This window comes from Schlesneria sphaerica (assembly GCF_044336245.1).
GTDB lineage: Bacteria > Planctomycetota > Planctomycetia > Planctomycetales > Planctomycetaceae > Schlesneria > Schlesneria sphaerica.
On record NZ_CP172346.1, the window covers coordinates 2079488 to 2093352 of the forward strand.

The following is a 13865-nucleotide window of genomic DNA, read 5'->3' on the forward strand; positions in this document are numbered from 1 at the left end:
GTCTTCAAATTGCCTGAAACGTAAAAAATCGCTACGACTCCGCATCCATGGATTCTCAGGTCAAGGAAGACGGAGCCACAGCGATCATGAAGGATTGTCCCAGCAGCCTCACGGATGAGCAATGGAAGGTGATTGAAAAACTGTTACCCAAGCGGGCCAAAGTGGGGCGACCGCCTGTGGACCGCAGAGTCATCTTGGATGCGATCCTGTACCTGAATCGAACCGGTTGTCAGTGGCGTTACTCGCCTCTCGAATTCCCTCACTGGAAGACGGTTTACACCGTTTTCTGGCGCTGGCGTCGAGATGGAGTCTGGAATTCGATCCACGAAGCCCTTTGTCGAAAGGTTCGTCAGGCGGCTGGCAAGAAGCCGACGCCGAGTGTGGCCATCATAGACATCCAAACTACTCGTACCGCGGAAGGAGGGGCGGAAAGAGGCTATGATGCAGGGAAAAAGGTGACTGGCCGTAAGCGACACATCGCCGTTGATTCGCTGGGTCTCATTTGGGGAGTCGTCGTTCATGCCGCCTCCTGGCAGGATCAGGACGGCGCTTGCTACCTTCTGCACAAACTCGAGCCGTTCGGTCGATTGCGCCGCATCTTTGCGGACAGCGCCTATGGACGAGATGGACTACCGAAGTGGGTCAAAGAGTCATTCGGATGGATCTTGCAGACGATCTTACGGCCGCCGAACACCAGCGGATTCGTCGTCTTGCCAAAGCGATGGATTGTGGAGCGAACCTTTGCCTGGCTGGCTCGGCACCGACGGCATAGCAAGGACTATGAGCATAACCCCGAGACCAGCGAAGCCATGATTCAGATCTCCATGATCGGACTCATGACCCGAAGGCTTGCTAACCAAAATCGGGTTTGAAGACTTCTTCTAAGTCAGAAGCCAACTACGTAGTCGATATTTTTACTCAATGCGTTGTATTACTCGTCCATCTAGCTCCTCTCGTTTGTTCAATGTTCCCGACTGATACACAATAATACATTGAATAACTCCATTACCGGCACGCACATCGAGTCCCTCCACCTCAAATAAGAAGGCTATGTTCTTAGTGTCTTCAAACGTCATCATCATGACCGAATTGCGCTTGCTCCGATCAATCTTAGACGAAAGTCTTGATGCGGAAGTCTGATTGCTCCAAACTATTCTGATCGGAATTAGATCCTCAAGAGCTTCTTTAGCGTCCCCAAACCTTTTTCCGCACATCCGTTCCGCCTTCACCTTTCTAAGAATGCTTTCCTCTACAGAAGTCGTCGTCTCTTCCTCTACAGAAGTCGTCGTCTCTTCCTCTACAGAAGTCGTCGTCTCTTCCTCTACAGAAGTCGTCGTCTCTTCCTCTACAGAAGTCGTCGTCTCTTCCTCTACAGAAGTCGTCGTACGAGTGCTATCATGCAAAGACTCCCTCGTGCACCACACTTTTATCGAAATCAAGAGACACACAGCGCCTAGGGCTGTGCCGGTAACCAAGAGTCCACCGAAACGTGTACGACGATTTATAGTCATGCTGCCCACAACCCTTTATAGTTCAGTCGCAGCAATCCCATCCAACGACAATATCATGGTGCCGTGTGTGACCCATATCAACACCAGGATTAGTTTTACTCGAATAAGTATCACCAGCATAAGTTTCTGGGTTTCTGAAAATCATAGGAGGAGAAGGGATCGCTCCTTCGACGTATCCGTACGTGCCATCGACTTGTATTACGCCAATTGTACAATCGTCGTCATTTGGCCATTGGTAAGTGTCGTCTTCAACCAACCCTTCTTCCGCAAATTCAGTGACTATTTGCCCTTCATTTACTCGCCAAGCTTCCCAGAAATCAGTTCCATTATATCGTGTCCACCACCTTTCTCTATAGCGAGAGGTAATATTATAAGGGAAATGACAGGGACACAGCATCTCTGATTGACAGCGCATCCACAAGTTCGGTATTTTGAACTCGCGAACTAGCATTTCGCGATGTGAGTTTCGGGGATGGAGGATGAGGGGATGGCTCGGTTAGCGCGTGCAGAAGTCTTTTCGCCGGATGAGGTGGCGATTGTGCATGTGATGAACCGGGTTGTCCGGCGGTGCTTTCTCTTGGGGACTGATTCCCTCACCGGCAAGAACTATGACCACCGGAAGGGGTGGATTGAAGATCTACTGAAATGCTATGCCGCCTGCTTTGGAGGGACAGATGGGGACACAGCATATCCTGTTGACAGCGCGTCCACAAGGTCGGTACGCTTGGATCTTACGACGACGAATCGTGGTAGTTGTCATTAAACGGAGGGGGACAGTATGGCTCGGTTAGCTCGTGCAGAGGTCTTTGCGCCTGACGAGGTGGCGGTTGTGCATGTGATGAACCGGGTTGTTCGCCGGTGCTTTCTTCTCGGAACTGATTCCCTGACCGGCAAGAATTATGACCACCGGAAAGAGTGGATTGAAGATCTGCTCAAACGCTATGCCGCCTGCTTCGGGATCGATCTGCTCGGCTTCGCGATTCTCTCGAACCACTTTCATCTGATCCTGCGGTCTCGTCCGGACGTGGTGGCGACTTGGGATAATGCGGAGGTCGCTCGACGATGGTTGCACCTGTGCCCTCTCCGGAAGGATGATCACGGAAATCCCCTGGAGCCGAATCAGGCCGAATTGGACTTCATCCAGAACGATCCTCGTAAGCTGGAAATTATCCGCTTGCGGTTGTCCGATATCGGCTGGTGGATGCGGCTGTTGTGTCAGACTGTGGCGATGCGCGCTAACCACGAGGACCACGAGATCGGCCGATTCTGGCAAAGCCGATTTCGGGCGGTACGTCTTCTTGATGAAGCGGCCCTCGTCGCTTGTGCTGCCTATGTCGATTTAAACCCGATTCGCGCGGCCATCACCGATCGACTGGAGACCAGTGACTACACTTCCGTGCAGCGCCGGCTTCAGACTCAGCAGAACCAATCAGAGTTCCGCAACACCGTTAGTCCCAGCGATAGTTCACCGACAGAGAGCAAACCATCCCGCCGTTCGGTCAAAAAGACCGACGACGCGAGAACAAAGCAACTGTCAACCGCCGATCAATTTCTGGCACCATTGCCGCTGGACGAGCGGAATGGCAAGACGGGGCCAGTCGCAAGCTGTACGGGAGCCCGCTGCAGCGACAAAGGCTTTCTGCCGATGACCCAGGAAAGCTATCTTCGATTGCTCCACTGGACGGCGAAGCAGCTACCGCGTGAACAGCGCGGTCGGACATCGCCTGAGCTTAAAGAGGTTCTCAGCAAGCTGGATCTGAACGCCAACGCCTGGTTGGCCCTGGTCAGAAAGTTCGGCAGACTATTCTACAATGTCGCCGGTCGACCGCAGACGATTGAGCTGACGCGCAGTCGCATCGGCCAGCACCGGCACTACGTTCGCCGTGAAACCCGCGAAGTCTTCTCCTGACTCAGAAGTCCTGTCCGTCCCATTCCTCGACGGGAGGTCGTTGTCACCGGTGGACTCAGAATGAACTGTGCCGCAAAGGGTTCTGCGACGAATCAGCCCCACCCAAACCCTGTGTTCATTGAGTTCCTTTCGAGCCTCAATGCGTCTACGCCGCGCAGGATTGTGTCGCCCTGACAGGGCTTGCGGCTATTAGCAATGAACCCGGGGCGTCGCTCTGCGGCATTCGCCGCGGCGCCTTGCCCCGGGCTGACCTGTTGCTGCCTTTCAGGCAGCAGGGCATCTTTCGTCTGTTCAGACCCCGAACGCATGCGTCAGGTCGGATGAATGCCTACGCCATTGCAGCCACAGATGCTTTGTCCCTCACAACCGCTGAACTCATGCGAAGTCTGATTCTTCTCGATACACTCTGCTGACACTCGTCATTCACAACCCATCCTGTTTTCAATTGAAAATCGTTCCATGATTTCATCGGGCTATGACAAACAGGCAATCACGGCTATCCACAAATGGAAGAATCCAGATGTTGGATGGTTTAGCCGAGCCCTGACGACCTTAAATTGGCCGCTAAGCAAAGCTGGAGATATGCTCCTGTCCACGCCCGGGCTTGGTGACGCCATCAAACATGCAGTCCAAGGAGCCGTTGGCGTTTGCAACGACCTGGCCCACTGGAGCGTTCCGAAAGATTGGATTTATAACGAATTCCGAAAGCAAGGACACGAAGTCCGTGATGCAAGGGACGTTTTAAAATTGGAACTGGAAGAAATCGATAAGCTTGTTGGTTGGCTGGATGCAAAGTACAGGGCCCTTGCCGCGGTTGAGGGAGCTGGGGCCGGTGCCGTGGGGCTACCCGGAATTCCTGCGGATATCGTTGCACTTTTGATGCTGAATCTTCGGGCGATTGGCGAGTATGCAACCTACTACGGGTTCGACTTGACGCTACCGCAAGAGCGACTTTTTGCCATGAATATTTTGGGACTGGCGTCGTCGTCGAATGCAGCAGCCAAACAGATGGCAATGGCTCAACTCGTCAAGATCGCTAAGGATGTAGCAAGTAAGAGGACTTGGGAACACTTGAACCAACATGCGTTTGTGCAAGTCGTCCAGCAAATTTCAAAAGCCCTCGGAATTCGCCTTACGAAAGATAAGTTAGCACAGGTGATTCCTGTAACTGGCGCTGCAATCGGGGGAGGCTTTAATGCATACTTTACGTCAAATGTGTGCAGTGCCGCGTACTTCCTCTATCGCGAACGATTTCTCGCCGAAAAATATGGCTCAAGTGTGATCGAAGAAACCGTAGAACCCGCAGAGGCCTTCGATCCCCGCTACCCAGAGGGAGACGAGCTTACTTGAAGGACGCTCCATTGTGGTGTCTCACTCAGCTTCGGCGGTGAACACATGCATCGCGGTAGGGACGGCCATTGCTGACCGCCCCCCGCACAGATCCGTACGTGCGGCACTACCGCATACGGCTCTTACCGTTGATAAAGACGAGCGAAACGCACTTCAGGATAAGGGTGCATGATTTTCGGTTTAGTAAGCCAGCGTCGGCTTAGCCGCGTAGACTTGACCCAGGTCAACCGGCAGGCACGTTGTGACCGACGTCGCAACACACGGTACCAGAGGTCTTGGAGGGCTGTCCGGAATTGATTCAGGCGTTTCCAGTTGCCAGGGACGGCGTGGTAATGACACCACCCCTGATAGACACGGGAGAGCCAAGATCCGACTGTCGCCAGATCGTTGTGCATCATTCGTTTCAGCTTGTCTTTCAAGTCTTGCAGCTTCGCTCGAACTTTCTTCATCGCCGAGATGCGGCGGATGGTGAAGCCGCCCTTCCGCGTCGTCCCGCAAACATGCGTGAAGCCGAGAAAGTCGAAGTTTTCAGGGGGGCCCTCACCGCGCTTTGAGCGCCGCTCGGCCGCATAGCGGCCAAACTCGATCAACCGCGTTTTCTCGGGATGCAGCTCCAAGCCAAACTTGGTAAACCGGTCCGTGAGTGCTGCGAGGCAGCGCTTTGCATCGATCTCCTCACGGAATCCAAGATCAAAATCATCGGCATAGCGAACGATGATCACCTCGCCTTTCGCGTGCCGTTTCCGCCACGCAACCACCCATAGGTCCAGCACATAATGCAGGAACACATTCGAGAACAACGGTGAGATCACCGCGCCTTGGGGCGTTCCTACTGTGTTTGGGGACCATTCGCCGTCCTCCGAAACGCCAGCTCGAAGCCATTTCTTGAGCAGCCGTAGTAGTCGGCGGTCGGCAATCCGGTGCTCCAGAAACTTCAGCAGCCATTCATGGCTGATGTTGTCAAAGTAGCCACGGATATCCGCATCAAGTATCCAGTTCACTTTCTGATGTTCGATACCTACGCTGAGTGCATCCAGAGCCCGGTGACAGCCTCGTCCAGGACGAAAGCCGTAACTGAAACCCAGGAAGTCCTCTTCGTAGATACACTCCAAGACCACCCGCACGGCCTGTTGGACGATCTTGTCTTCCAGGGCTGCGATCTCTAAGGGCCGCAGCTTGCCGTCAAGCTTGGGAATCCAAGCTCGTTTCGATGGTTTGGCACGATACGTTCCCCGATGAATCCGTGCGTGAAGATCAACGATCCTCGCTTGGAAGTTTTCGGCGTACTCGACCCACGTCTCTCCGTCGATGCCCGGTGCCGCTTGTTTCTTCAAGTCAAAGAGACTCGCTTGTAGCAACTCAGGAGTCACGTGGTTCAGCAGATTGTTGAACCGCACCTTCTTGTCTTTTCCTGCCATCTCTCGTACGCCCAGCAGCCCACGCGGCCTAGCTTCCCGGCTCTGTGTCCGGACCAGTAGCGGCTGAGAGGCGTTCTCCTCGGTCAGTCTCCTTTCCTCCACAGGTTCCGCTGCAGTGGGCTGTCCTGCGTTGTGCACCTGCTTCTTTGGTACTACGAAACTGTCTGACTTCCCGGGCACGTGCATGTCGGCATTGTGGCATCGCGCCTTTTCCGACCGATCCGTTTCCGAGGAAATGGATGTACCCGGGATCTCCCGGCTTCCGTAAGGAAAGTTTCCGTCCATGCGTGTGGTCTGGGACTCCGTGCTGGTGGAATCGGACTCGCCATTAGCGTTCGACACCACTATTGCCTTCCCCTTGACACAACAGGGTCGGCCTTCGCAAAGTTGTGATCTCGGAGCTCAATACACAGCCTGGACTTTCCCCTGTGAACGCTTCGCTCTGCCGGTTTCCCGACACAACGCATCACTCGGGGCCAAGGCGATTGGCTAAATCTTACCCTGTACGAAACTTGCATTCGCTACCTTCCTCCGGCTTGCGCCGGCGCACTGTGCCCCCGTGGCATCTTTCTAAGGCAAGTCGAGCAGACCCAGCAGGAAGTCCTTCTTCAGTTCCGCCCATTCCGCGATTCCCGTAGGGCCACTGCAACCACCCAGCACGGCCATGATGGAGATCACAATGACACTTTAGCTTCCGATGGCGCTACAGGACTTTCGCAGAGGGGCGTTTTCAGTAGGACCTTCTATTGCTCGCCTCAAAATTCGAGATGATAATCGCGTTGCTGCCATCAAAACTGCGTCGGCACCTTTCAACATTCATCCTCCGTAATCCGAGCCGGACGCGGGACAGGTCATCTTTCTCAGTCGAAATTGCCGTCTCAAGGAATCCAGCGATGTTGCGAGTTCTCGGGTCCGCGCGAAGATGTTCAAAGGGACTGAGTCGACGAGCATTGTTGCAGACCGGGGCTCTTGGACTCTGCGGCGTTGCTGGAGCCAAGTGGCCTCGAAATGGTCTGGCCAACGAGGATTCTAACACGGCGAATCTGCCTGGCTTTGGAAGAGCGAAACGCTGCCTCGTGCTCTACGTTTATGGTGCCTGGAGCCAGTTGGATACATTCGATCCTAAACCCGACGCCCCGGCTGAGATTCGCGGCGAATTCGACGCAATCGAATCGTGCATATCGGGCGTCCGGGTCTGCGAACATCTACCGTTGTCAGCGAGAGTTCTCGATCGCTGCACACTCGTTCGATCGATGTCTCATCCCTGGAACATCCATTCGGCGTCATACACCCTCACCGGTAACCCGAACACCGAACTGATCGAAGGTCGTCAGCGACATCCCGACCAATGGCCCTATCTGGGGAGTGTCGTTGATTATCTGACCGCTCAGGGGGACCTTCGACCGCCGATCCGGGGGACGCCGACAAATGTCATGCTTCCGTGGCGTCAGAGCCTGTTCGCGCGGCCGAATAAGCGTTCCGGGACGTTTGGCGGCTTTCTCGGCACTTCCTTCGATCCATTGTGGACCGAGTTTCACGGTGAGGCCCCGCTGGGAGACCCATTCCGCGCAATCACCCCCGAAGGGAGATTCCAATTTGGAGCGGGCGATGCAGACGGAATCACGCTCGATACGCTCGACACCAGAAGATCATTGCTCACCCAGCTAGAAGCGCAGCGCGCCCACCTGCAACGGGCCTCGTCGGTCACTAGCTATACGCGGCAACGAGAATTCGCACTCGATTTTCTCGCGACCTCGAAGGTCAGAGACGCCCTGCGCATCGACCGTGAGGCACTATCTTTACGCGAGGACTACGGAATGACACTCTTCGGCCAGGCTTGTCTATCAGCACGCCGACTCCTCGAGGCAGATGTGAAATTTGTCACCGTCGTCTGGGACGAGTACGGGCAAACCGACGAGAGTTGGGATACGCATTATGACCACCACTCACGGATGAAAGGCTATCTGTTGCCGTCATTCGATAAAGCGTTTTCAACTCTTTTAACAGACCTCGACACCCGCGGACTGCTGGATGACACGCTCGTTCTTTGCCTGAGCGAACATGGTCGGACACCTCATTTTGATATCACCAGCTCCGGAGCACCGGGACGGGGTCATTGGTCCCGGGCTTACAGCCAGATTTTCGCCGGCGCCGGAATACCGGGAGGCCGCACGATTGGTGCGACGGATGCGACCGCGGCGGAAGTGACTGACCGCCCAATTGACCCCAAAGACATACTTTGCACGGCGTACCACCTGTTAGGAATCGACGCTCGGCGTGAGTTGCTTATGTCACCCAGTCGCACCGTACCGCTCGTTTCTGGTGGCACCATCGTTCGCGAACTGTTGGGTTAAAGTCGCAGGCATTACAGCACGCGGACGCACGCGTCAAAGAGCAGATCCTGTGTGTCTTCCATCGCATCGATCTCCCCTGCATTACCGGATTCATCGGACGAGGACGACCGCAGAAAAAAGACACCCGCAGACCAGACACGCCACATCAAATCGCGTGCTGAAGAGGATTTGCCGTGTCTCCGTCTCCTTCTCCGAAAAGTGCCACTGCAAAAGTATCCCCTTTTGTCCCGCACCGTCGCGAGCACGTGGCAAGACAGGCCATCCCACGAAATGGTGCGCATCTTAATTGCGGCCGAACCTTGTCCGAATGTACATAATACCCATGACAAGCAATGTCATAGGTCCGCCAGCATATGCGTAGAACGCAGCGGCCAACCAGACAAAGGGTGCAACCCCGTTTTGCGTTCGGTGAAACTCTTGATTACAGGGTGTTTTGTGGACTCGCGGTTTGGGGTTCAACTTTGCAGGACATCAGTTGGGGTGTCCATTGCCAGGTGGCGAGGTGATGTTTCTTGGTCCAAGCTCGCATTCGTTTGACCTGTTCATCCCAACGGCGACTGATCACCAAGGCGCGCAGTTGCAACATTTCTTCCGCGTGATGTTCTCGCCAGAAGACGCCGTTTCCTTTCAGCCGCAGGTTGATGACTCGGCGGATACTGCTTTCAATGGCACCGCTTCCCAGGGGGAGACCGCAGCGACGAAATTCGGCATAGTTCAATCGTCCCGCATCCCCGTGTCGCTGGAGGTAGTTCAATTCGGTTTGAAGTTCCGCGTTGGTGGGTTCGTCTTCAGCAAACACTCGTAGTTCCTGGACGACGTATTCCCATTCTCCGTTACGTAGTCGCGTGCGAAGATCCCGATACAGGGGCATCCGCTGTTCCGTGGTCACGCCGAGCGTGGCTAACGCTCGTGAGATATGATGCACGGCATGGCAGGTATCCAGAACCTGATGAATCACGACCTCCTTCGGAATCCGCGCTTGAGCCACGATTTGATCGACGCGGTCCCAGATCCAGACCGCTCCATCACTGACAAAGGTCAGGCTCAGTGCCTTGGCTGCTCCCAGGCGATGCAAGTGCATGGCAACCAGTTCCGCCATAGCGTCAGGTCCCGCAAACGTCCCATCCATTGTCATGCGTGACTTCTTCTCCAGGCGCCCCTGCTCATCATGAATGAAGATCGTCATCAACTTGGGTTCGCGCCATTCGCCATCGAACGTCCGTTTTGCGAGGCGCTTAGAGCGTCCCGGCGCATCACTGATAATCAAACCGTCTTCGTTGAGTTGTTCTGCATGAGGCGTTGCCGCTCGCAGTTTTCCACGGAGTTTCGTCCGGCCGCCGTCGATCTGGATCGACACACGCTTCCCCGACAGTTCGTTTGTCGATGCCAAAGTTCCAGCACGCCAGGAGGCCAATTCTGCCGTTCGTAGCTTCAGCAGTTTCTCACCGCACTGCTGAGAAATCCGCCGCACCGTTTTGAGATTGAGCGACAGTCCCTGACGCTCCAGTTCCTCACAAGCCAGTTCAAACGAGGGACACAGAGCCGACTGCCGAGAGACCGTACTCTCCAGCCCGGGAGAGACTTTCTTTCCCAGCCCGAATTGCACCTGTTCAATCTGTAGGCCCGAGACTGATTCTTCCTTCTGCAGACCATTCCCGCGACGACGACTCGCTTCACAGTAAAGCGACGTGATCCACATGACCACGCCCCCCAGAAGCCGAACCGACATCTTTCGATCACGCCCCTTGGATAGCGGAATCGAATAGTCTTGTCGCGTCTGCTCGGCGGCAGCGGCAAATTCCGGTGTCTGCATCACGACTGATGCCAAGCCCGCCACGACCATCCCCGCACCCCGCGCGAACTCCCGCTGGACTTCCAACTCAAGGGCTTCCAGACTCAGCGGGTCTCCTTTCAGACGACGTTCCCACTCCCCCAGCTTCGGAAACACCTCGCCACTGAATCGGAAGAGCATCTCCGAAACGGATTTAATAAACTCACCATCCCGACCGTCCAAGGAAATCCCTCCCATTCGACCGCCCTCCATTGCGATCTCGGTGCCGAATCCATCCAATCCTCGATTGGACAACAGCAGGGAAGAATAACACAGACTCAGAGATCACTCAGCAAATAATCACTTCTCCGTACTCGACCGCAAAACGGGATTGCACCCCCAGACAAACACACTTGGTAACGCGAGACGTGCAGCGTTCCCCCCGGCGTTTTTCCCTGGGCTGACCAACTGCTTCCCTTCAGCCAGTCAGGGAGGACTTACAGTGCTCATGAACCCGAACGAGGGGACCAGGAGCGATGAACGCCAACGCCGTTCCAGCCAGAAATGCATTGTCCCGGTTTGGTTCAACCGTGCTTATACCTCATTCGAGGATCGCGACGACGCGGCTCCAGCCGGCGCTTCCTCCCTTCAGCTTCACGGGTAGACAACTGACTTTGAAGCCATAGGGGTTTGGCAGGGACGCCAGATTGGCAAGCTTTTCGATCTGGCAGTACTCAAGGTCTCGACCGACGCGATGAGCTTCCCAGATGACGGCCGGATCTTGGGTTGCGAGAAAGCGTTCTCTCATGGCCCAGAAAGGCTGATCCCAGCCCCAGGCATCGATTCCCATTACCTTGATTCCCGCTTCGATCAGCCATCTTGTCGAAGCAGCTGACATCCCGGCCCCGGCTTGAAAGTAGTCGGCCGTTCCCCAAAAGCGATCCGCGTCCGTCCGAATCAGCACAATATCGAATGGCTTGAGTTGATATCCAATCCGCTGCAGCTCGTGTTCAAGTTCATGCGGTTCGATGAGTGAGCCCTTGGGCTTCCTCGAAAAGTCGAGTACGACTCCGTCGGCGAAGAACCATTCCAGCGGCAGTTCGTCGATTGTCCTGGCTCGTTCCCCGCCGCTTGTCGGAAAATAATGATACGGCGCATCCACACGAGTGCCATTGTGGGAACAGGCGGTAATGACCTCATTCGCCCAACCGAGTCGGTCGGGCAGGTCGTCCGGAGTGGCACTAAAGAAACTGGCCATCACCGCTGCCGTTGACGAGTGAGTCTGATACTCGATCGTCACCCTCAGCGGCTCGCTGACAGAATCCTCCAACGACAAACTCAGGTCGATCATTCTCATTATTCAGTCCTGAACCGAAATTTTGTGGTTCGCTATGCGCAGCCGCAGAACAATGCTCTGGCAATTGCAGAGGCATCTATGCATGTTCCCAATTGGGGAAGACTATCTTAGTCAGACAGCGAAAACCATGAAGGTGTATACACCGTACCGATGACGCAACGTAACTTGTTGTTTCGACATAACTGACAGGCTATTCGAGCATTTTGAACTGCCTGTGGCATTGTCAGCGTCTTGATCCCGACTTTGAAGCGATGACCTTCATTCACCAATGCACGGTCCCCATCCCGATGCATAGAAGTTTTGTCCGGCCCGTTCCTCGACGGGAGGCGGTTGTCTCCGGTAGGCTCAAAGTAAATCGTGCTGCAAAGGATTCTGCGAGGAATCAACTTCACTCAAACCCTGTGCTTATTGAGTTCCTTTCGAGCCTCCATGCGTCTGCGCCGCGAAGGATTGTGTCGCCCTGACAGGGCTTGCAGCAATTAGCAATGAACCCGGGGCGTCGCACTGCGGCGTTCGCCGCGGCGCTTTGCCCCGGGCTGACCTGTTGCTGCCCTTCAGGCAGAAGGGCATCTTTCGTCTGTTCAGACGCCGAACGCGTGTACCAGGTCGAATTAATGCCTACGTCATACCAGCCAATGATGCACCGTCCCCGTTTGGACAGCACTGGCGAATGGCCACTCTCTGACAGTGAGGTGACAGAATGGCATTTTTTGTTTGTTACCTGATCAGCTTATCTGCCGTGCCAGCGTGGCCAGATGCGAAAAAAGCAAGCTTCCGATCCGAGTGACGATCCTGCGCCGAAGATCTCGGCCACGAATGTTCAACTCCTGTAATACTGTCCGGGGGAAGGTGATGGGCACACTATTCCCGCACACGAACTTAGCCTTCCAGTCGCCAGTCGAAGACCATTGGCGAACGGTGAGGTCTAATCTCTGTGTCCGACGACCAGATAGTGCCGCGGCATCGAATTCGGCAAGATCTCCGTCCGAAACCCAGCCGCTTTCAGCTGTGAGCCCACTTGTTCCGGAGTGAGCCGCATCGACTTTGGCGGCCCCGCTGCCGCATCGACTTCAAAGTCCACCACGACGAACCGCCCACCGGGCTTTAATCCCTCATAGACCTTTTCTGCATAAGATTCTCGATCTTCGACGTGGTGCCACGTGTCCAGCATGAGGACTCCATCCAGACAGGCACCTGCTAACTCGGGGTCACCCCTGGGGACTTTTCGCGCCACGACCTTGGCGGGCGGCATCTCGGCGCTGTGCTTCTCCAAAAACGCAATCATTGCGCTCGATGCATCGATAGCGATGACCGTTCCAGACTCGCCCACAGACTTACTTAAGTGGCTCACCATATATCCTGTTCCCGCACCGATCTCCGCGACCATTGCTCCAGGCTTCAGTTCAAGTGCCGCAATGATTGCCTCAGGGTGTTGCCACTCGTCTCGGTCCGAGGCATTCCACTTCTTCGCACACTCGGCGGGATCTTGGAACGCATGTTTGTGATCGCCATGGCGGGGCCGTTCTTTCTGGAGGGTTGCCTGATCCAAGCTCATGTCGTTGTTAACTTGCGGCACCGAGTTATTCTCTGGACTGCCACACCCGCACAGGCCGTATGTGATCGAGAGCAGAAATGAAAGGAGAGCAAATCGTTTCATGGCCACGTTCTCTTTGACATGCGAATCATTACTTCGTCGGGGGACATTCACATTCATTCACGTTCTGCCTCGTCGCGGCGTTGACTCGATTCCCAGAATTGACCATTCCAATCGTCAGGATCAGCACGGCAAGGGCTTCTTCGCTGAAGTGCTGAGCCGCTTCGTTCCAGGTTTCGTCCGACACGGGTTTAGAGCGATCGCTCATCCGGGTGACCTCTTCGCATAGCGCGATTGCGGCTCGTTCTGCATCATCGAAGCATGCTGCATCCCACCACGCTGCCAGCGAGAACAATCGCCCATCTGTTTCCACGGCATTCCTGGCATTTCGAGTAAACAGGTCGACGCACACACTGCTTCCGTTGACCTGACTCGCCCGCAGACTGACGAGATTGACTATCGTCTGCGACACGCAGGGCGTATTTAAGGCCTGCGCCATACTCATCACGGCTGGCATGACATCGGGAATCACCAGCATTGGGTTTCTCATACGTGACTGCATACTGATTTTCCATGTTGCATGAGGTTGGCTGAGTTTGTG

10 protein-coding genes are annotated in these 13865 nt (G+C 55.0%); 4 read left to right on the top strand and 6 right to left on the bottom strand.

The window, feature by feature from the left end; translation table 11 throughout:
* Window positions 1-86: 86 nt before the first annotated feature.
* Window positions 87-872: an IS5 family transposase gene (locus tag ACGY09_RS07650; protein WP_397571860.1), complete on the top strand. Its 786-nt coding sequence runs from the start codon at window positions 87-89 to the stop codon at window positions 870-872.
* A 42-nt stretch (window positions 873-914) separates the two neighbouring features.
* Here the strand turns inward: ACGY09_RS07650 and ACGY09_RS07655 are convergent, their stop codons facing one another.
* A complete protein-coding gene (locus ACGY09_RS07655; protein WP_397571081.1) occupies window positions 915-1403 on the bottom strand; it encodes a hypothetical protein in 489 nt (162 codons plus the stop codon).
* 886 nt (window positions 1404-2289) lie between these two features.
* Here ACGY09_RS07655 and ACGY09_RS07660 point away from each other — a divergent pair.
* Both ACGY09_RS07660 and ACGY09_RS07665 read left to right on the top strand, forming a co-directional pair.
* Entirely contained in the window at window positions 2290-3420 is a 1131-nt protein-coding gene (locus tag ACGY09_RS07660) for a transposase (RefSeq protein WP_397571082.1), read from the top strand.
* A gap of 459 nt (window positions 3421-3879) precedes the next feature.
* Complete coding sequence (locus ACGY09_RS07665; RefSeq protein ID WP_397571083.1) at window positions 3880-4770, top strand: EcsC family protein; 891 nt, start codon at window positions 3880-3882, stop codon at window positions 4768-4770.
* A 122-nt stretch (window positions 4771-4892) separates the two neighbouring features.
* On the opposite strand, the gene ltrA is transcribed toward ACGY09_RS07665, so the two are convergent.
* Window positions 4893-6530, bottom strand: a complete 1638-nt coding sequence (gene ltrA, locus ACGY09_RS07670; RefSeq protein WP_397571084.1) for a group II intron reverse transcriptase/maturase — start codon at window positions 6528-6530, stop codon at window positions 4893-4895.
* A gap of 551 nt (window positions 6531-7081) precedes the next feature.
* Between ltrA and ACGY09_RS07675 the strand changes: the two genes are divergently transcribed.
* Window positions 7082-8542, top strand: coding sequence for a DUF1501 domain-containing protein (locus ACGY09_RS07675; protein WP_397571085.1), 1461 nt, complete (start codon window positions 7082-7084; stop codon window positions 8540-8542).
* Between the two features lie 421 nt (window positions 8543-8963).
* On the opposite strand, the gene ACGY09_RS07680 is transcribed toward ACGY09_RS07675, so the two are convergent.
* From ACGY09_RS07680 to ACGY09_RS07695, 4 genes are all read right to left on the bottom strand, one after another.
* Window positions 8964-10586, bottom strand: coding sequence for a hypothetical protein (locus ACGY09_RS07680; RefSeq protein WP_397569182.1), 1623 nt, complete (start codon window positions 10584-10586; stop codon window positions 8964-8966).
* Window positions 10587-10914: 328 nt separating this feature from the next.
* Window positions 10915-11670 (bottom strand): cyclase family protein, encoded by a 756-nt coding sequence (locus ACGY09_RS07685; RefSeq protein WP_397571086.1) that lies wholly within the window; start codon window positions 11668-11670, stop codon window positions 10915-10917.
* A 925-nt stretch (window positions 11671-12595) separates the two neighbouring features.
* Entirely contained in the window at window positions 12596-13327 is a 732-nt protein-coding gene (locus tag ACGY09_RS07690) for a class I SAM-dependent methyltransferase (protein WP_397571087.1), read from the bottom strand.
* Window positions 13328-13355: 28 nt separating this feature from the next.
* Window positions 13356-13826 (bottom strand): carboxymuconolactone decarboxylase family protein, encoded by a 471-nt coding sequence (locus ACGY09_RS07695; RefSeq protein ID WP_397571088.1) that lies wholly within the window; start codon window positions 13824-13826, stop codon window positions 13356-13358.
* Between the last annotated feature and the right edge of the window lie 39 nt (window positions 13827-13865).